Here is a 19,089-nt window from a genome sequence, read left to right as displayed (position 1 = left end):
GAGGAATCATGAAACGAGCAGCCAAGCTATTTTTGTTCTTCATTCTCTTAGCGGTCCCTCTTTTGGCGCAACAGCCGCCGCTGATCGACCGCGAACTGTTTTTTGGCGATCCGGAGATCGCCGGCGCGCAGATTTCCCCGGACGGCAAGTACATTGCCTTTCTCAAACCGCTCAACAAGACCCGCAACGTCTGGGTGAAGAAGACCGAGGAGCCGTTCAGCGCCGCCAAGCCGGTGACCAACGACACCAAGCGGCCCATCCCCGGCTTCTTCTGGAGCCGCGACAGCCAGTACATCCTCTTCGTCCAGGACCAGGGCGGAGACGAAAACTACAACGTCTATGCCGTAAACCCGGCGGACAAGCCGGCCGCGGGCGTAGAAGTGCCGACCGCGCGCAATATCACCATGGCCAAGGGGGCTCGCGCCATTATTTATGCGGTTCCCAAGAGCGATCCCGACCTTCTCTATGTGGGTCTGAATGACCGTGACAAGGCCTGGCATGACCTCTACAAGGTTAAGATCTCCACCGGAGAGCGGACGCTGGTCCGTAAGAACACCGATCGCATTGCCGGCTGGGAGTTCGACAACAAGGATCAGCTTCGTCTGGCGGCCCGTTCGGCTGAAAACGGCGACACCGAGATTTTGCGCCTCGATCCGAGCGGCGTCACCAAGATTTACTCCTGTGACGTCCTCGAGGGTTGCGACACCATCCGGTTTGCCAAGGATAACAAACGGGTCTACATGGTGACGAACAAGGGGAGCGAAATTGATCTCACCCGCCTGGTGCTCCTGGACCCCGAGACCAGTAAAGAAGAACTGGTTGAGTCCGATCCCCTCAAGCGGGTGGATTTCGGCTCGGCGATTTTCTCTGAACTGACCGACGAGATGATCGCGACAATTTACATTGACGACAAGCGCCGGGAGTACTGGAAGGACAAAGTGTTTGAGGCGGACTACAAATGGCTGCAAACCAAGTTGCCGCGGAAGCAGATCAACTTTGGGTCGCACACCCGGGACGAACAGCTCTGGATCGTCTCAGCAACCGCCGACAACGAGCCGGGTGAAACCTACCTGTTTGATCGTAAGGCCCGCAAGCTGACGCTGCAATATCGTATTCGGGAGAACCTGAACCGCGCGAACCTCACGTCAACAACGGTGGTTCGGTATCCTTCGTCGGACGGCCTGGAGATTTCGGCTTATTTGACCCTTCCGAAGGGCGTCCCGGAGAAGAACCTGCCGGTGGTGGTCTTCCCGCATGGCGGCCCCTGGGCGCGGGATCTTTGGGGGTTCAACCCTTACTGGCAGTTTTTCGCGAATCGAGGCTACGCGGTTCTGGCTCCCAACTTCCGCGGATCGACCGGATATGGAAAAAAGTTCATTAATGCGGGGAACAAGGAGTGGGGCCAGAAGATGCAAGATGATCTGACGTGGGGCGTCAAGTACCTGGTGTCGAAGGGCATCGGCGATCCCAAGCACATTGGAATCATGGGCGGGTCCTACGGAGGATATGCCACCCTGGCGGGCGTGGCGTTTACGCCCGACTTGTATGCGGGGGCGGTGTCGATCGTCGGCCCGTCAAACCTGATCACGCTCCTCGACTCGATTCCCCCTTATTGGGAGCCCATTCGCAAGACGTTCTATGTGCGTATGGGCGACCCCAACACCCCGGGGGGGAAGGCCCAGTTGCAGCGGCAATCTCCACTCAATTCCGCCGCCAAGATCAAGACGCCGCTGCTCGTCGTCCAGGGCGCGAATGACCCGCGCGTCAATAAGGCAGAATCCGACCAGATCGTGATTGCATTGCGGGAGAACGGATTTCCGGTGGAGTACCTGGTGGCGCCCGACGAGGGGCATGGGTTCGCCCGGCCGGTGAACAATATGGCCATGATCGCCAGCGCCGAAAAATTCCTCGCCAAGCATCTGGGAGGTCGCTTCCAGGAGAGCATGACGCCGGAGGTGGCGACCCGGCTCACGGAAATTACCGTCGATCCCAAGACTGTGACGCTGGCCAAGAAGGTGGATCCTAATTTGGTCGGTACCCCCAAGCTGTCCAATGCTTTGGTCTCGGGCACCTATAAATACCAGGCCAAGATCCAGGCAGGGGCCCAAGCCATTACCCTGGATATCAAGACCGATATCAAGGAGGAGGGCGGCGCCTGGACGGCAACGGATACAACGACCTCGGCGATGGGAGAATTCGTTGATACCGCCGTACTCGACAAGGACACACTCACGCTCCGCAAGCGGACCGTGAAACAGGGGCCCGCCACCATCGAATTTGAGGTGGTCGATAACAAGGCCACCGGCAAGATGAGCATGGGCGGGCAAGACCGGCCCATCAGTGTCGATCTGGGAGGGCCCTTGTTTGCGGACGCAGCGGGGCAGATGCAGGCGATCGCTTGTCTGCCCATCAAGGAGGGTTACTCCACCACCTTCCGCAACCTGGACTTACAGAAGCAGAAACCCAAACTGATGCAACTCCAGGTGACAGGTTCCGAGAGTGTAACCGTCCCCGCCGGAACCTTCAATGCGTACAAGATCGAGGTCTCCTCCGCGGATGGAGGCACTGACAAGATGACGATCTGGGTGGCTACGGATTCCCGCAAAGCGGTGAAGTACTCTGCGGTCCTCTCACAAATGGGGGGCGCGACGTTGACCGCCGAGTTGATGCAGTAAGATCCGCGGAGGATCAAGCGGGGACAGACACCTGCATTTTTGACGACCTCCAGTTGATGTCGAAAGGGTGTCAGTCCCCTTCATCCCAGGGACTCTCTTTGTCATGAAGAAAAAAGAAGGATAGGGGCCTGGCGCGGGATTGTCCACCCGGGCGCTCATCGATGGGCGAGGGCCTCTCGCGTCCGGGCCTCCGCTCCCAAATCTGCCCACAAGGGCTGGACGGCTTCCTCGATTTCTTGAACAGTGATGAGGGTGGCGTGCGGGTCCTCCGCCAGTTTCTTCCAGGGAACCTCCCTGGCACGATAATCATAATCACCGAAAACAATGACCGGGGTTCCTGGAAGAATGACGGTGGCGCCATCTTTTGCGAGCACCCACTGGTCGGCCCAATCGTAAATCCATTTTGCATCCGACTCCAAAAGACGAACACAGGAGTGGCTAGCGGGATAGCCAGGCAATTCGTATTGGTGAAAGGAGATGCCTCCAAAGTTGGCGAGGTTGAAGTACCAGGGCAGGATCCACTCTCCGTTCACGGTGCTGGCGCGCTGCTTGGCCTTCCAATTCGTGTGATAAAGTCCCGCCGGGGTCGGAGTCGCTTTCTTTCCGGTGCTCGCGGGACCCCAGTGAACCTGCCGGCCTCGTTCATACGCGGCAAACGCCTGCACCCGCCGGGATACGAAGAGGATCTTCTGAATCCCCTGGATCTTCTCCACCGGATTTGGGAGAGGGGAAAGCACAAGATCGTCGGTCAGCACCGAAGGGAGCATTAACATTTCGCCCTCCCGGACATGGGCCAGGTCCACCCGGTTGACCTTCATCACTCTTTCCCACTGTTCCGGACCCAGTGTTGCCATGAGCTGAATCAGCCACCGCTCTCCGCCAATTTTTTCAGCGCGATATTCCAGAGTTGAGGTGCCCAAAGGCGCCGCCGGGATACCCCGATCAATTTCCTTGGGCGTCGGGATGGACTCCTGGGTACTCTCCGCCGGTTTCTGAACCGGGGCCGTTTTTTCTCTCTTGCAGGCGCCGGGAGCCATGAGAAAGAAGGCGAGAACTATGAGACGAACGAAGGGAGCATGCACTGGGACGTGAGGGCACAAGTTATTCATGGACGATTCTGTTCATCTGGAGTGGGTGGGGAAGGGCACTCTTTTTTTCTGAGACCATCTGTGCCAGCGCCTGATGCTTGAGTTACCCATGAAGTCTTCGCGGCAGACCTTGCCTTCCCACGGGTTGATTGGGGGAGCATCCCCTCCGCCTCGCAAGCCGGGGCGGAGCGCTTCGACGAGAGTATAACGCGGAGGCAGGGAAGGCTCAAGGGCCGAAAGCACAAGGGTGAGAAACAAGGGGGTGGATTTCAGAAGGCTGGCCGACGGAACTGGGGGGGAAACGCCGATAAAGATGAATAGGACGAAGGCTGCTCTTCTATGTCTGTCCCCTGAGGGCTTGACGTTACCGGAATCGATACTGTATACCTGCTCATTTGAGGGAGAAGATCATTATCACTTCTGAACGGGCTTGTGAACTTGAATTCGCCCGGGAGTCAATATGCCCAAGAGACGCGATGAGATGCACGCCGCACTGGGATTCCGTTCGCACTCGGGATGGGCAGCCTTGGTTGTCCTCACGGGCTCCCCGCGTTCGCCGCTGGTGCTCGACCGTCGGCGGATCGAACTGGTCGACCCGGCGATTCAGGGATCCGCTCAGCCCTATCACGCCGCTGAAAAGTTGGATTTGAAGGATGCGGAGAAGTTCATCAACGACTGCACGCGCCGCACGGAACTCATGGCGCGACAAGTTCTGCGCGATGTCATCCCTCCCCTGCAAAAGAAGGGTCTTGATATCTCCGGGTGTGGAATTCTTCTCAGTTCAGGAAATCCCGCTAAGACGCTCGCTGCAACTCTCGCGTCACATGCCCTGATCCATGCAGCGGAGGGCGATTTCTTTCGTCATGCCCTCATCCATGCAAGCGAGCACTTTGGCCTCCCCATCACGATGGTGCAGGAACGCGAGCTGTGGGAACGGGCCGCGTCAGACCTGGAGTTAATGGTCGATAAACTGCAGGCCCGCATTGACGAAATGGGGCGAACTCTCGGTCCCCCGTGGACCGAGGACCAGAAGCTCGCCACCCTGGCCGGCTGGCTGGCGCTGGTCGCTCCGACGCGAGGCTAGGGGCGGTCATAGCGAAAGGGCCGACCTGCGCGGCGCGATCTTCGACGCCGATGCATCACGGGGAATGTCCATTCTAAATGCAGGTGACTAAAAGGAGGGATGTATGGCACTCGGCAATGCACTGCTCCCGGAATTCGACCAGGAGATGGCCAACACTCGAAAGACGCTCGAACGCACCCCGGAGGACAAATTCGACTGGAAGCCCCACGAAAAATCTCCCACGATGGGGTGGCTTGCAGGGCATCTTGCCAACATCCTCACCTGGACGACCCGGATCATTGACTCGGATTCCCTGGACGTGGCTCCTCAGGGCGTTCCGGTGAAACCGATTTCACCCCCGAAGTCGCGGAAAGAGCTCCTCGAGACGTTCGACAAAAATGTCGCGGCGGCGCGTAATACGATCTCCGGAGCGAACGACGAACACCTCATGAAGCCGTGGTCTCTGCTGGCGAACGGGAAGACCGTGTTCACAATGCCCCGCCTTGCCGTGCTTCGCAGTGTCGTCATGAACCACAGCATTCATCATCGCGCGCAGCTTGGAGTCTACCTGCGCCTAAACAACGTCCCCGTGCCTGCCATCTACGGGCCGTCGGCCGATGAGGGGGCGATGTAGGCGGGACTACATCCGAATTGAAATTTCAGATGTCCGAGCCCAACACCTACAAACCGGATGGCGCATACCCCGTATGCTGCATGAGGTATGCGCCACCGGGCAAGACTCTTTGTACTGCAATCGGTTGGGTCCTATCTCTTTGCCGCCATTTTACGATTTTCAGGGGGTTTTTCTAATTCGAAGACCAGTTTCCTCTGTTCCAGAAGGTTGGCTTCGACGTGTTTTCCATCCAGTTTTGCCTGTGCAATGACGAGGATCTCTGTGCTCGGGATGTAAGTGTTCGCGGGATCCTTGTACAGATCCGTCATCACTTCGGCCAGAACGTGCTCATCGGAATGGATGCTGATGAGGTCTTTCATCGCCGTTTCAAAAGCCCTCAGTTCCTTCTGATTCTTGGGATCTTGGTCCAGGTAAGACTTGGCCCTCACATGGTATAACGCATTGGCAACCCCGTCCTTGAATCCGATCACATAATTTTCCTTCATCTCCTTGGACAGGCTCTGCCAATACTGGCCATACTGGAAGGGCTCTGCACCACGCAGCTGAGTTGAGGCAAGAAATATCACAAGAACAAATATGACTCTTTTCATAGGCCGCTCTCCTTTCGCCATGACACGTGCCATCGATTGACAATGCCATAAGCATTGCTTCGAATGAGATTCTGGTCGAATCTCAAGGTTCAGTTTTAGGGTTGGGGAGTTTCGTCTCCGCCATGCGCGGGAGTATAACGCCGGCGCGAAGAACGCTCAAGTCTCAAAATGTCGGCGGTGTCCGATTGGGTAACCCTCCGCAATGGCAGATGGTTTGATTCAGGGGAACCTTCACCGGGTTGTCTCCAGGAGCCCTCGCCGGACCCCCACGGTTCATAGTGGACTCCGCCGAGACCGCCCGGACTGCCTTAGCTGGATTGACCGTCTGACCGCTTCATTCCAACACGATAAGTCACCCTGCTCAATAGTCCGATTTTTCTCCGGGCAGCACTCTCCGGAGTTCTGCACCCATTCTTCCCGCCAGCATGAACGCACACATTTTGTAATCGGCGAGGAACGACCATAGCGGGTATTTGAAGGTCGCGGGACGATTCTTCTCAACCCCAAAATGACCGATCCAGGCGAGCCCGTAGGAATAAACGAGGATGAGCGGAATGTACCGACGGTATCCTGTGACAATCAGAATGAACAGGGCGATGGTTCCGCCCAACGTCCCGGCAAAGTGGAGCCAACGGGTGGCTGCTCGGGAATGCTCCCCCACGTAAAAGGGCCAGAACTTCTTGAAGCTGGCAATTCGAGGTATCGGAGTGGCGCTCATGGATCAATGCCGTAGTAACGACTTCAGTCGTTACGTCGAGTTTGGATCATTGAATGGTAACGACTGAAGTCGTTACTACGAGTTTGGATCATTGGGTGTGGAACGACTGAAGTCGTTACTACGAGTTTGGATCATTGGGTGTGGAACGACTGAAGTCGTTACTACGAGTTTGGATCATTGGGTGGAACGACTGAAGTCGTTACTACCCAAGAAACTACAAGGGAATATTGCCATGCTTCTTCGGAGGATTGCTGTCGCGTTTGTTCTCGAGCATGTGGAGCGCAGTAATGATTTTCTTCCGGGTTTGTTGGGGTTCGATGACTTCGTCGATATAGCCCAGTTCGGCGGTGACATAAGGGTTGGCGAACTTGTCCTTGAACTCCTGAATCTTTTCCCGGCGCACCGGCTCGGGGTCCTTGGCGGACGCGATCTCCCTTCGATAAACGATATTCGCGGCCCCCTCAGGTCCCATGACCGCAATCTCGGCGCTGGGCCAGGCATAGTTCATATCGGTGCGAATGTGTTTGGAGGCCATGACGCAGTAGGCCCCGCCGTAGGACTTGCGCGTGATGACCGTGACCTTGGGCACGGTGGCTTCAGCAAATGCAAACAACAGCTTCGCCCCATGCTTGATGATTCCATCAAATTCCTGGCTGGTTCCCGGGAGGAACCCGGGAACATCTTCGAACACGACCAGAGGAATGTTGAAGGCGTCGCAGAACCGGACAAAGCGTGCCCCCTTGATGGAGGCATTGATATCGAGGGTTCCGGCCAGCACAGCCGGCTGGTTGGCCACGATCCCCACCGGCATGCCGTCAAACCGGCCGAAGCCGATCACGAGGTTTTGCGCAAAATGCTCCTGCACCTCGAAGAAATAGTTGTCGTCCACCACGGTGTGGATGATGTCTTTGATGTCGTAAGGAATATAGGACTCTTCGGGGATGCTGTGATTGAGTTTTTCGTCGGCACGGTCGACGGGGTCGCGGGTGGGTTTTCGGGGCGGATCATCGACGTTGTTTGAAGGGATGAAGGACAACAGTTCGCGAATGAGGGCCAGGCATTCGCGGTCGTCGTTCACGGCAAAATGGGCGACCCCGCTTTTCGCGTTGTGCGTCATGGCGCCGCCCAGTTCGTCCTTTGTGACTTCCTCATGGGTGACGGTCCGGATGACGTCGGGGCCGGTGATGAACATATAACTGGTCTTTTTCACCATCACGATGAAGTCGGTGATGGCGGGCGAGTACACCGCGCCCCCCGCGCACGGGCCCATGATGGCGGAGATCTGGGGGACCACGCCGGAGGCCAGGGTGTTGCGGAGGAAGATGTCGGCATAGCCCGCCAGTGACATCACTCCCTCCTGAATTCGCGCCCCTCCACTGTCGTTCAAACCGATCACGGGAGCCCCATTCCGCATCGCCTGGTCCATGATCTTGCAGATTTTTTGCGCGTTGGTTTCGCTGAGGCTTCCCCCGAAGACGGTGAAGTCCTGCGCAAAAACATACACCAGCCGTCCCTCGATGCGCCCGTAGCCGGTGACGAATCCGTCCCCGACCGGCTTCTGATCCTGCATCCCGAAGTCCTGGCAACGATGAGTGACAAATTTACCGACCTCTTCGAAGGTTCCTTCATCCAGCAGGAACTCGATGCGCTCCCGTGCGGTCATCTTGCCTTCAGCGCGCTGCTTGGCCAGACGCGCCTCGCCGCCCCCCAACTCAGCCTGGGCGTTGCGGGCCTTCAATTCATCGAGTTTGCTGTGGACTTTAGTAGTCGGCATGAGGGGCTCACGGGTGGTGGATTCGGAAGTCAGAAACCAGAGGTCGGATGTCGGAAGTCAGAATCAAGATGCCCACCGTCAATATTCAGACCCTTTAAAGCGAGGGCCCGCGAGTAGAAATGAGATTCCTATTTCTTTTTCCCGACTTCAAAAGAGGGCGCACCTCTGTGCGCCCCTACAGGGGAATTCCGACTTCTGACATCCGACGTCTGAGTTCGACCGCATCATGAATCATATGCAGCCGGAGGATCTATCGTTTCAAGCGAGAAAAGCGCCCGCCGGACCCTACTTGACCCCCACCGTTTCCGGTTTCGGCACCTTTTCCCAATCCTTCAGAAACTGTTCGAGGCCGCGATCGGTGAGAGGGTGTTTAACGAGCGATTCCAGCACCTTGAAGGGCATGGTGCAGATGTGGGCACCGGCAAGCGCCCCTTCCACGATGTGGAGGGGATGGCGCGCTGAGGCGAGAAGGACCTCGGTCTTGTAATTGTAGTTCTTATAAATCTGCACGATCTGGCGGATCAGGTGCATGCCATCGGTGGAGATGTCGTCGAGGCGTCCGACAAACGGACTCACGAAATCCGCACCCGCTTTGGCTGCGAGCAGGGCCTGTGAAGGCGAGAAGCAGAGGGTCACGTTGGTGTGGATCCCCTCCTGAGAGAAGGTGCGGCAGGCCTTGAGCCCATCAATCGTCAGCGGTACCTTGACGTAGATATTGGGGGCCCATTTGGCGTACGCGCGCCCCTGTTTCAACATGCCCTCCACGTCGAGCGCCGTCACTTCGGCGCTGACCGGGCCCTTGATCACCGCGCAGATCTCTTTGACCCGCTGTTCAAATCCAACCCCCTCCTTGGCGACCAGGGAGGGATTTGTGGTGACGCCGTCGATGGCGCCCCAGCTTGCCGCATCACGGATTTCCTTGATGTTTGCCGTATCCAGGAAGAATTTCATAGGAGCATCCTTTCTAAAAAGCAGGGGAACCCGCTTCCCCACTCGCCAGATTTTCAAACCACTCGATTGCGCAGGGTCCCGATCGAATCGATTTTCACTTCGACCACGTCTCCCCGCTGCATCGGACCAATGCCCGCAGGTGTCCCGGTGGATATCAAATCGCCGGGTTCCAGGGTCATGATGTTCGAGATGTATTGTACCAGAGTGTTCACATCGAACGCCATGCTGGAGGTCGAGGCGTGCTGACGCCGTTCGCCGTTCAAATAGGTTTCCACGAGGACGTTGGTCGGATCGAGTTCGGTTTCAATAAAGGGTCCCACCGGACAGAAGGTGTCGAAACTCTTTGCGCGGGTAAACTGAACGTCGGCTTTTTGCAGGTCACGCGCCGTGACGTCATTGATGAGGGTGTATCCGAAGATGGCCCCCTGGGCCTCGGAGGCGTTCTTCAGCCCATGGCTCCGTTTCCCGATCACAACACCCAGCTCCCCTTCATAATCGACCCGCTTTGATTGGGGGGGATAGACAATCTCCTGGTCGTGCCCGATCAACGCGCTGGGAGGTTTAAGAAAAATCAAGGGCTCGCGGGGCACCTCATTGCCGAGCTCGGCGGCATGATCGCGATAATTGCGGCCAATCGCAACGATTTTGGTGGGACAGCTGGGGGGAAAGAACCTCGCGCCGTCCACACTTAAGTGGAGAATGGTGGGTCGCCACTCGGCATAAGGATTCCCGTCGACGATGGTCAGATGGCCCTTGTCGAAGATGGCATGGCAGACCTTGTCCTCCCACAACACCCGGCAAAACTTCACGGCGAGCTCCTTCCCACTTCACGAAAAAGATAAACGCCAAGCCGCCGGCAATTAACAGGAGGAACACCCATGGCCTCGGCGGTAAACAATCATGCCCCCCTGAGCTAACCACCCCCCGCATTCTGAGTTACAGTCGGCGAGGGGGGGCTCTCATTCCCGGTCTGGTCCACGGCGCTGACCCGGTAAAGGTACTTCTTCCCCGCCTCAACCCTCTCATCGCGGAAGGTGGGAGACTTTAGCAGGGAATCATTGATCTTTGTAAAGGTCACCCCATCATCACTGCGAAACACGTTGTACCCGGCAAAATCCGGCTCAAGGCTCGCATCCCAGAGAAGATTCATTTTGCCATCGGCAAAGACGACAATCAAGCCCGTCGGAGTCTTGGGCGGAAATACATCCACAGGCTTGAAGGCGGACTCGGGAGAGCTGCGGCTCTCTGCCGTGAACTTCCTGTCCCGGACCACCGACCGCACGGTGTAGTAATAGGTCTTGCCGAACTGGAAATTGCGGTCTTCATAGCGGGGATTGAGGATCGGCTCTTCGTTGAGGGGCGCGGACGGGACCACGCCGCTTTGCTCCCCTCGATAGACACTGTAACCCACGATCGACCCGCCGGAAGACGCCGTCGAGGGGGGAGCCTCCCAGGTCAGAATAATTTGAGTTTCCTCGGCCTTGAAATCGATATGAGCGACCGCTGGGGGTACAGGAAGCCACTGCCTCACGGCGAGGGTGGAGAACCCGGCGTCTTGTTTTTTCTTGTTCATGACCTTGACGGCGTACCACAGTTGACTGGACGCCAGGGTTTCGGGATCGAGTCCCGGGAATTGGTCAGTGAAAACCATCTTTCCCTGTTCCATAAAGGCGTCCCGATTGACCATGTCGATGGACATGATTTTGGAGCCTCGAAACTGTTTGGAAATCTCCTCAGCCCCCGGGGTTGGACTCGAGGCGGGCACGATCTGCCGATAGACATCGATCCGTAGGAGGGTGGTGGCCTTGGTTCCGTTGAGATTGAATGCGGGCAGCGTCCATGTGAGCCTGACGTCGGGCCCGATCTGCCGGGAAGTCAGATCGACGACGGGCCGGGGGATCAGAATCTCGGGAGGGAGAGGGGGTCCCACCTTACCACAGCCGGCACTCCAGATCGCGGTAGCGATGAACAGCATGGCTTGCAGGACCGCGCCGGCGCGCCGGTGAGGGTCGCGTCGTTGACACAGAAGATCAATTTTGGGATTCACTGAGTGCTTGAGGCCTTGGGGAGGCACTGACACGGGCCCTTGGACATTGAGGATCCGAGCCGGGATCACCCGTTAGAGAATGTAGCGGCTCAAATCCTCGTTCTTGACGATATGAGCGAGTTGTTTTTGAACGTAATCCTGATCGATGGTGATATCTTTCTTTTTGAGATCCGGGCCCTCGAACGAAATCTCGTCCAGCAGGCGTTCCATAATGGTGTGCAACCGTCGGGCGCCGATGTTCTCGGTGCGCTCGTTGACGAGGGCCGCAAAAGAGGCGACTCCCCGGACGGCATCCTCGGTGAACACCATCTTGATCCCCTCCGTCTCCAGCAGCGCCGTGTACTGCTTGACCAGTGCATTTTGGGGCTCCGTCAGGATCCGGATGAAATCGTCGACGGTCAGCGACTCGAGCTCCACGCGAATCGGAAACCTTCCCTGCAGTTCCGGAATCAAGTCGGAGGGCTTGGAGACATGAAAGGCGCCGGCCGCGATGAAGAGGATGTGATCGGTCCGGACCATCCCGTAGCGCGTGTTGACCGTCGTGCCTTCAACAATCGGAAGGATGTCGCGTTGCACCCCCTCCCGGGAGACATCGGGACCGTGCCCGCTTTCCCGGCCGGCAATCTTGTCAATCTCATCGAGAAAGATGATCCCGCCCTGTTCCACCCGCTCCACCGCCAGGCGCGTCACCTGGTCCATATCGATGAGTTTCTGTTCTTCCTCCTGGACCACGTAGTCCCAGGCTTCGGCGACCTTCATCTTCCGCTTCTTCGTCTTTTGGCCGAAGATGTTGGGCAGCATGTCTTTGACATTGATGTCCATCTCTTCGATGCCCTGGTTGGTGATGATCTCGAAGGCCGGGAAGCTGCGTTCGCGCACATCGACATCCACGATCCGGTCATCCAGTTTTCCCGCCCGCAATTTCTCGCGGAGGGTTTCGCGGGTCAGTTGAAAATGTTCCTTGGCCTTGCTGATTTCTTCAGCCTGCACCGGATCGGACTTGGGAGGAGAAGGCATGGGGGGCAACAGCATATCCAGAATGCGTTCCTCGGCGTTCTGTTCGGCCTTTTCAGCGACCTCATCCAGTTTCTCCTCCCGTACCATCTCGATGGAGATCTCCACGAGGTCTCGGATCATCGAATCCACGTCGCGTCCCACGTAGCCGACCTCCGTAAATTTGGAGGCCTCCACCTTAAGGAAAGGAGAATTGGAAAGACGGGCCAGCCGCCGGGCGATCTCGGTCTTTCCCACGCCAGTGGGGCCGATCATGATGATGTTTTTGGGCATGACCTCTTCGGCCATCTCCGGAGAGAGTTTCTGACGCCGGATCCGGTTCCGAAGCGCGATGGCCACGGAGCGTTTGGCTTTGTGCTGGCCAATCACGTATTTGTCGAGTTCCGCCACGATTTCACGGGGCGTGAGCTCATCGAGGGCGGGGAGTCGTTCGGCGGACACTTCACCGGGGAGAAAAATGGTCATGGACAAATTCCAGTCCCAGGCCGCAACGCTGCGGGCCTTGAAAATCTAAATCTCTTCAATGGAGATGGATTCGTTGGTAAAAATGCAGATCTTACCCGCGATCCCCATGGCTTCCTTCACGATCTCGCGCGCGGACAGGGAGGTATGGCCGAACAGGGCGCGTGCGGCTGCCAGCGCGTACGGTCCCCCCGATCCGATCGCGGCGATCCCGTCGTCCGGTTCGATGACATCGCCTGTGCCGCTGATCAGCAGCGTGCTTTTGTCATCGGCGACAATCAACAGGGCTTCCAGGTGGCGGATGGACTTATCGGTGCGCCAATCCTTGGCCAATTCCACTGCCGCCCGGCTGAGGTTACCGTTGAATTGTTCTAGTTTGGTTTCAAACCGGGTAAAAAGGGCAAACGCATCGGCGGTCGAACCGGCAAATCCGGCGATGACCCGGTCGTTATACAGGCGCCGGATCTTCTTCGCGCCGTGTTTGATGACGGTTTCGCCCAGAGTAACCTGTCCATCCCCCGCCAAAGCCACGTGATTGTTCCGGCGTACACAAAGGACCGTGGTCGATCGGATAACCCCTCGGGTTGGGGAGCTTCTTTTTTCGGGGGCTTCGTTTGTCAAAGAGTTCACCCAATTTGCCAAGTTGGATTTATAATAATGGGTTTGTATCTTACAGAATCGCCAATTTCTATTCAATGGCTTTTTTGGATTTTGCTGAAACTTTTGGGGTCAATGAAGCGTAACTAATTGAAGAAGCGAGGCGATCCACGATCGCGGCCATCATCTGATTGAAGAATCCAACAGGGGTGAGCTTTCAGGAGGGATATTATGAAGTTGTGGAAGAAAATATCGATCGGTGCGGGGGCGGCCGTTCTGGTGACAGGAATCGTAATCGGCAGCATCAAGGCGACCGACCGGGGGGAAATTCCTGTCCAGATGGGAAAGGTGGCGCGGCAGGATCTGACGTCGGTCGTCACGGCCTCGGGCCAGATCAAGCCGAAGAATTATGTCAACGTCAGCTCCTATCTCATCGGAAGGATCGTCAAAATCTCTGTCAAGGAAGGCGATATCGTCAAAGAGGGCGATCTTCTGGCGCAGATGGAGTCGGTGCAGCAGTCCGCCAGTGTGAGAGGGACGCAGGCTGCGCTGCAATCGTCGATGGCTGATTTTCAGAGCGCCCAGGCGGGGGTGCAATCCGGCGAGGCAAATCTGAAAACGGCCCAGGCCGCGCAGGTGAAGGCCCAGGCGGATTATGATCGTGCCAAGCTGGACTATGATCGCGGACAAGGATTGCTGAAAGATGGGTTGATCGCCCAACAGCAGTTCGATCTCACGAAAGCGACCTTCGAAGGCGCCCGCGCGGCCCTCGACCAGGCTCGCTCGGGCCTGTCGGCCAGCCGCTCGCAGTTGGCCCAGGCGGTGGCGCAAAAGAGCTCTTTTGAAAACCGCATTTCACAGGTGAAGGCCAGTGTCTTGCAGAGTTCGGATATGCTGGGCAAGACTACGTTTCGCGCCACCCTCTCGGGGATTGTGACCGACCTTCCCATCCACGAAGGTGAAAACGTCGTCCCGGGGATCCAAAATACCCCGGGGAGCGTGCTCATGACCATTGCGGACATGAGTGTTATCACCGCAGAGGTCCGTGTGGACGAGACCGATATCGTTAACGTCTCCTTCAATCAGCCGGTGGAGGTTGCGGTGGATGCCCTCCCCAATCAGACCCTCAAAGGCCACGTCACTGAAATTGGCAACAGCGCCCTGACAAAATCCGGATTAAGTGCAACCGCCACGACGGGCAGCCAGGAGGCCAAGGACTTCAAGGTGGTGGTCATGCTCGACAATCCTCCGTCCGGACTGCGGCCCGGTCTCTCCTGCACCGCCCGGATCACCACGGCGAGCAAGAAGAATGTCCTCGCGGTGCCGATCCAGGCGATTACCATTCGCGACTTGAATGACATTCAGGAGCAGGAGAAACGCAGCAAGGCGAAACAAAAAGGCGGCACGGTGGCCCAGGCCGCGACCGGTGTGAATCCGGCGCCGGCCAATCCGGGCCTCAAGAAGAAGAACGAAGTTCAGGGTGTTTTTGTCGTGAATAAGGACAACCGGGCAGTGTTCCGGCAGGTCGATACGGGGATCTCCGGGCAGACCGACATTGAGATTACCAAGGGGATCGAGGAAGGGGATCGTATCGTGACGGGAAATTATAAGACCCTGCGCACGATCAAGACGGAAACCCCGGTCAAGGAAGAAAAGAAGGTCGTGAAGAAGGAAGAGACCTCCTGAGCCCTTCGCATGCCGGATCGGGAGATGCCCTCAAGGTCGAAAAATTCAGGGCGCTTGATGGCAGAAGGGATCGTGTTCGATGGGAACGAATTCCAGTGTGGCGACGTCGATAGACGAAACGAGGAAAGACATGGGAAATAATGGAGATCGACCCCTGATCGTGACCGAGGATCTGTGGAAGACCTACGAGATGGGCTCCGAGCAGATCCATGCGCTGCACGGCGTGACCTTCAAGATCGACCGAAACGAATACGTGGCGATTATGGGACCCTCGGGATCCGGCAAGTCGACGCTCATGAATGTTATTGGCTGTCTGGACACTCCCACGAAGGGAAAGTACTTCATCAACAATCGGCTCGTCAGTGAGCTGAGCGACGATGAGTTGGCCTTCATCCGCAACAAGGAGATCGGGTTCGTCTTTCAAACCTTCAACCTTCTCGCTCGCGCTACGGCCCTGCATAATGTGGAACTGCCCTTGATCTACAACGGGACCCCTGCCGCCGCCCGCCTTGAACAGGCCAAGGCAGCGCTCGCCAAGGTGGATCTGGCCGACCGGATGACCCACAAGCCCAATGAACTGTCCGGGGGACAACGCCAGCGGGTCGCGATTGCGCGCGCCCTCGTCAATAATCCTTCCATTATCCTGGCCGATGAGCCGACCGGAAATCTCGACACCGCAACCGGCGTCGACATCATGAATCTCTTTGAGCGGCTGTGGGAACAGGGCAATACTATTGTCCTGGTGACCCACGAGCATGATATCGCCGCCCATGCGAACCGCATCATCCACATTCGGGATGGCCGGATCGAAAAAGATGAGAAGGTGCGGTGAGGGAGGAGGGGGTAGGTGGTAGGGAATAGGTGATAGGGGCCGGGTGTCGGGGGTCAGGGGATGGGCGAAGGAGACCAGACGCCGGAAGCCAGAGGCCGGAAACTAGGGGTCAGAAGTCAGAGGTCAGAAGCTGGAAGACGGAGGTCTGAGGGTTGAGCTGAAAAACGTGGAGTCCTGGATTTTACACTCTGAACCGTGAACTTGGATCTTTGAACCGGTCATTTGGACTTTGAACTTTGAACTTGGAACTTTGGACTTTGAACTCTTAACTATGAACATCAATCTGAGAGAATCGGCGATCATCGCTTTGAATGCGCTCAACGCCCACAAATTGCGGTCCATTTTGACCTTGGTGGGTGTCATCATCGGAGTCACCACCGTCATTGCGGTCGTGTCGATCGTCCAGGGGCTCGACAGCTACGTCAAGAATCAGGTGTTGCAGTTCGGGTCGGATACATTCACCGTCCAAAAATTTCCGAACTTTGTGACTTCGTTTGAAGAGTTTCTGGAATACAACAAGCGACGCGACCTGACGCTGGACGACATGAAGGCGATCGAAGAGCGCTGCAACCTTTGCAAGGCGGTGGCGGGAATCTGGGATCGTTCAAGAACCGTCAAGTTTGGAATGCAATCGATCGAGGATGTCGATATCCGCGGGGTGTCGGTGAATGCCCCTTTTATGGGTCAGGTGATGGAGTTGGCCTCCGGCCGCCATTTCACGGAAACGGACGTTGACCATGTGGCTCTGCGGGTGATCATCGGAGCCGACCTGGCTGAGAAATTATTTTACGGGCGCGATCCGTTGGGCCTCGAGGTGAAGATCGACGGCATCCCGTTTGAGATCATCGGGGTGGCCAAGAAGACGGGATCCTTTTTTGGTCAATCCATGGATAACTTTGCGCGGATCCCGATCACCATGTACCAGCGGATGTACGGTTCCCATGAATCCCTGTTCATCAACGTCCAGGCCCCGAGCGAGGCGCAGCTTCCGCAAGCGATGGATGAAGTGCGGGTCATCATGAGGGCCCGCCAGCATACCCCTTACAAGAAAGAGGACGGTTTTGCCCTGGAGACCGCGGCCTCTTTCATTGATCTGTGGCAGAGTTTCTCGCAGGGCATCTTTGCCGTGACCATTTCCATTGCGTCGATCGCATTGATTGTGGGCGGCGTGGTGATCATGAACATCATGCTCGTCTCGGTGCGGGAGCGGACGCGAGAGATCGGCATCCGAAAGGCCATCGGCGCGCGGCGGCGGGACATTCTGCTGCAATTCCTGATCGAGGCGGTGACCCTGGCCGGTTCGGGGGGGCTGTTGGGGGCATTGCTGGGCATCGCCATTGCGCTCATCCTTTCCAAAGTCTCCCCGCTGCCGGCGGTGATCCGCTGGTGGTCGATCCTGATGGGAATCGGGATGGCCTCGAGTGTGGGGCTGTTTTTTGGCATTTATCCGGCCAGCCGGGCCGCCAAGCTGGACCCCATTGTCGCGCTTCGATTTGAATAGGCAAGAACACCACCGATGCTAAAACATGAAATCAAAGAAGTGATGCTGCTCTCGCTGGACACGATCCGGTCCAACAAGCTGCGCTCGTTTCTAACCATCCTGGGCGTGGTGATCGGGGTAATGACGGTGATCGGGATGGCCAGCGTGATTGAAGGACTCAATCGCAGTTTCGCGCAACAGCTGTCCGCGATGGGCTCTTCGACCATCTTCGTTTCGCGTTTCCCCACCATCCAGTTCGGCCGTCTGACCCAGCAACAGCGCATGCGCAAGGAGTTGAGTTACGATGATGCCATGGCCATCAAGGCCGATTGCCCTTCCGTGTCGGCCGTGTCTCCGATGGCGTTCCCGGGCTTCATTACTTCGCCGGCCCGCTACGGAAGTGAGAAGGCGAATGGAGTGATGGTGCGGGGCGTCGTCGCCGATTTTCTCTATGTGTTCGACAGCCCGCTCGACCAGGGGCGATTCATTACGGACACGGATGTGGAACACCGCACCAATGTGGTCGTCCTGGGATCGGAGATTGTGGAGAAGCTGTTTCCCAGCCTGGACCCCCTCGGGAAGACCATTATGTGGGATGGTCAGGAATACCTGGTCGTCGGGACGCTTCAAAAACTCGGGAGCTTTCTGGGTCAGGATCGGGACAACCGGATGCTGATCCCGTTCTCCACCATTCGCAAGTACTATCCCGAGCGGAAGGACACGTTCATTGCCGTCAAGCCGTCCTCGCAGGAGCAGATGCAAACGGCGATCGACCAGATTATTGATGCCATGCGGCGACAGCGTCGCGTCCGCCCCGACCAGGAAAACAATTTCGAGGTGGGCACCCAGGACCAGATTGCCGACCTCTACAACAAGGTGACCGGGGGGGCTTACATGGTCATGCTCGTCATCTCCTCCATCGGACTGCTGGTGGGAGGGATCGGGGTGATGAACATCATGCTGGTCAGCGTCACTGAGCGGACCCGGGAGATTGGCGTCCGCAAGGCCATTGGCGCGCGCAGGAAAGACATTCTCTGGCAATTCCTCCTGGAGGCCATGGTCCTGACCGGCGTGGGGGGCATCCTGGGGATCGTGATCGGAGCCGGGATCAGCTGGTTGGTGAACAAGTATTCGCCGCTGCCTTCAGCGGTATCTGCGGTATGGATCACCCTGGCGTTCTCCGTTTCGGTCAGTGTTGGACTCTTCTTCGGACTCTATCCCGCGAACAAGGCTGCAAAGCTGAATCCCATCGATGCGCTCCGATATGAATGAAGGGGGAGAGGATCACTGCTGAGGCGCTGGGGACGCGGAGTTTTCTCAGTCAGGAATCCAGGAACTCACCACCCTTGTCCGGGAACCCGGATGGAATGACCCGGGTGGTGGAGTAAGCCATGCGCTGAGTTGAACCCGGGGCGGTGAACTCGGCCAGCTAGAATCCCCTTTCCCCCGCATCTGCGGCAAACAACCCGTTCTTATCC

General features: G+C 57.2%; 16 protein-coding genes. 7 read left to right on the top strand and 9 right to left on the bottom strand.

The features are described from left to right. Positions 1–8 precede the first annotated feature (8 nt). Positions 9–2,675 carry a S9 family peptidase gene (locus LAO21_12370; GenBank protein MBZ5553510.1) on the top strand — a complete coding sequence of 889 codons (2,667 nt, stop codon included), beginning with the start codon at positions 9–11 and terminating at the stop codon, positions 2,673–2,675. Positions 2,676–2,830: 155 nt separating this feature from the next. On the opposite strand, the gene LAO21_12365 is transcribed toward LAO21_12370, so the two are convergent. Then, the gene (locus tag LAO21_12365; protein ID MBZ5553509.1) at positions 2,831–3,784 is read right to left on the bottom strand and encodes a L,D-transpeptidase; all 954 of its coding nucleotides are present in this window, start codon (positions 3,782–3,784) and stop codon (positions 2,831–2,833) included. Positions 3,785–4,223: 439 nt separating this feature from the next. Between LAO21_12365 and LAO21_12360 the strand changes: the two genes are divergently transcribed. Together LAO21_12360 and LAO21_12355 are read left to right on the top strand one after the other, a co-directional pair. Continuing rightward, the gene (locus tag LAO21_12360) at positions 4,224–4,847 is read left to right on the top strand and encodes a hypothetical protein (GenBank protein MBZ5553508.1); all 624 of its coding nucleotides are present in this window, start codon (positions 4,224–4,226) and stop codon (positions 4,845–4,847) included. A gap of 103 nt (positions 4,848–4,950) precedes the next feature. Next, positions 4,951–5,460 carry a DinB family protein gene (locus LAO21_12355; GenBank protein ID MBZ5553507.1) on the top strand — a complete coding sequence of 170 codons (510 nt, stop codon included), beginning with the start codon at positions 4,951–4,953 and terminating at the stop codon, positions 5,458–5,460. A gap of 131 nt (positions 5,461–5,591) precedes the next feature. Here LAO21_12355 and LAO21_12350 read toward each other — a convergent pair whose 3' ends face one another. The 8 genes from LAO21_12350 to hslV form a co-directional block, all read right to left on the bottom strand. Further along, positions 5,592–6,050 carry a hypothetical protein gene (locus tag LAO21_12350; GenBank protein MBZ5553506.1) on the bottom strand — a complete coding sequence of 153 codons (459 nt, stop codon included), beginning with the start codon at positions 6,048–6,050 and terminating at the stop codon, positions 5,592–5,594. A 361-nt stretch (positions 6,051–6,411) separates the two neighbouring features. Next, positions 6,412–6,768, bottom strand: a complete 357-nt coding sequence (locus LAO21_12345) for a DUF962 domain-containing protein (GenBank protein MBZ5553505.1) — start codon at positions 6,766–6,768, stop codon at positions 6,412–6,414. A 214-nt stretch (positions 6,769–6,982) separates the two neighbouring features. Further along, entirely contained in the window at positions 6,983–8,542 is a 1,560-nt protein-coding gene (locus tag LAO21_12340; GenBank protein MBZ5553504.1) for an acyl-CoA carboxylase subunit beta, read from the bottom strand. Positions 8,543–8,827: 285 nt separating this feature from the next. Further along, positions 8,828–9,493, bottom strand: coding sequence for a fructose-6-phosphate aldolase (gene fsa / locus LAO21_12335; protein MBZ5553503.1), 666 nt, complete (start codon positions 9,491–9,493; stop codon positions 8,828–8,830). 53 nt (positions 9,494–9,546) lie between these two features. Then, on the bottom strand, positions 9,547–10,302 hold the full coding sequence (locus LAO21_12330; GenBank protein MBZ5553502.1) for a fumarylacetoacetate hydrolase family protein: 756 nt from the start codon (positions 10,300–10,302) through the stop codon (positions 9,547–9,549). A 104-nt stretch (positions 10,303–10,406) separates the two neighbouring features. Then, positions 10,407–11,540 (bottom strand): fibronectin type III domain-containing protein, encoded by a 1,134-nt coding sequence (locus LAO21_12325; GenBank protein MBZ5553501.1) that lies wholly within the window; start codon positions 11,538–11,540, stop codon positions 10,407–10,409. Between the two features lie 72 nt (positions 11,541–11,612). Continuing rightward, entirely contained in the window at positions 11,613–13,019 is a 1,407-nt protein-coding gene (hslU, locus tag LAO21_12320) for an ATP-dependent protease ATPase subunit HslU (protein MBZ5553500.1), read from the bottom strand. A 45-nt stretch (positions 13,020–13,064) separates the two neighbouring features. Next, a complete protein-coding gene (gene hslV, locus LAO21_12315; protein MBZ5553499.1) occupies positions 13,065–13,589 on the bottom strand; it encodes an ATP-dependent protease subunit HslV in 525 nt (174 codons plus the stop codon). Between the two features lie 261 nt (positions 13,590–13,850). On the opposite strand from hslV, the gene LAO21_12310 reads away from it, so the two are divergent. The 4 genes from LAO21_12310 to LAO21_12295 all read left to right on the top strand — a co-directional run bounded on the left by LAO21_12310 (position 13,851) and on the right by LAO21_12295 (position 18,883). Beyond that, on the top strand, positions 13,851–15,299 hold the full coding sequence (locus LAO21_12310; protein ID MBZ5553498.1) for an efflux RND transporter periplasmic adaptor subunit: 1,449 nt from the start codon (positions 13,851–13,853) through the stop codon (positions 15,297–15,299). A 154-nt stretch (positions 15,300–15,453) separates the two neighbouring features. Continuing rightward, positions 15,454–16,131: an ABC transporter ATP-binding protein gene (locus LAO21_12305; GenBank protein ID MBZ5553497.1), complete on the top strand. Its 678-nt coding sequence runs from the start codon at positions 15,454–15,456 to the stop codon at positions 16,129–16,131. Positions 16,132–16,402: 271 nt separating this feature from the next. Continuing rightward, positions 16,403–17,632 (top strand): ABC transporter permease, encoded by a 1,230-nt coding sequence (locus LAO21_12300; protein ID MBZ5553496.1) that lies wholly within the window; start codon positions 16,403–16,405, stop codon positions 17,630–17,632. A gap of 15 nt (positions 17,633–17,647) precedes the next feature. After that, a complete protein-coding gene (locus tag LAO21_12295) occupies positions 17,648–18,883 on the top strand; it encodes an ABC transporter permease (protein ID MBZ5553495.1) in 1,236 nt (411 codons plus the stop codon). Positions 18,884–19,089 lie beyond the last annotated feature (206 nt).

The sequence above is a fragment of the Terriglobia bacterium genome (assembly GCA_020073085.1).
Classification (GTDB): Bacteria; Acidobacteriota; Terriglobia; order JAIQFV01; family JAIQFV01; genus JAIQFV01.
Note: the sequence above shows the minus strand (reverse complement) of the source record. Positions and strands in the feature narration are given on the sequence as shown.

What these genes read in the sequence shown, in the direction of transcription:
- LAO21_12360 (MBZ5553508.1), top strand. Translation starts at nt 4,224, where the DNA reads ATGCCCAAGAGACGCGATGAGATGCACGCCGCACTGGGATTCCGTTCG.
- LAO21_12365 (MBZ5553509.1), bottom strand. Translation starts at nt 3,784, where the DNA reads ATGAATAACTTGTGCCCTCACGTCCCAGTGCATGCTCCCTTCGTTCGT.
- LAO21_12345 (MBZ5553505.1), bottom strand. Translation starts at nt 6,768, where the DNA reads ATGAGCGCCACTCCGATACCTCGAATTGCCAGCTTCAAGAAGTTCTGG.
- LAO21_12355 (MBZ5553507.1), top strand. Translation starts at nt 4,951, where the DNA reads ATGGCACTCGGCAATGCACTGCTCCCGGAATTCGACCAGGAGATGGCC.
- LAO21_12295 (MBZ5553495.1), top strand. Translation starts at nt 17,648, where the DNA reads ATGCTAAAACATGAAATCAAAGAAGTGATGCTGCTCTCGCTGGACACG.
- LAO21_12350 (MBZ5553506.1), bottom strand. Translation starts at nt 6,050, where the DNA reads ATGAAAAGAGTCATATTTGTTCTTGTGATATTTCTTGCCTCAACTCAG.
- LAO21_12370 (MBZ5553510.1), top strand. Translation starts at nt 9, where the DNA reads ATGAAACGAGCAGCCAAGCTATTTTTGTTCTTCATTCTCTTAGCGGTC.
- LAO21_12340 (MBZ5553504.1), bottom strand. Translation starts at nt 8,542, where the DNA reads ATGCCGACTACTAAAGTCCACAGCAAACTCGATGAATTGAAGGCCCGC.
- hslU (MBZ5553500.1), bottom strand. Translation starts at nt 13,019, where the DNA reads ATGACCATTTTTCTCCCCGGTGAAGTGTCCGCCGAACGACTCCCCGCC.
- fsa (MBZ5553503.1), bottom strand. Translation starts at nt 9,493, where the DNA reads ATGAAATTCTTCCTGGATACGGCAAACATCAAGGAAATCCGTGATGCG.
- LAO21_12300 (MBZ5553496.1), top strand. Translation starts at nt 16,403, where the DNA reads ATGAACATCAATCTGAGAGAATCGGCGATCATCGCTTTGAATGCGCTC.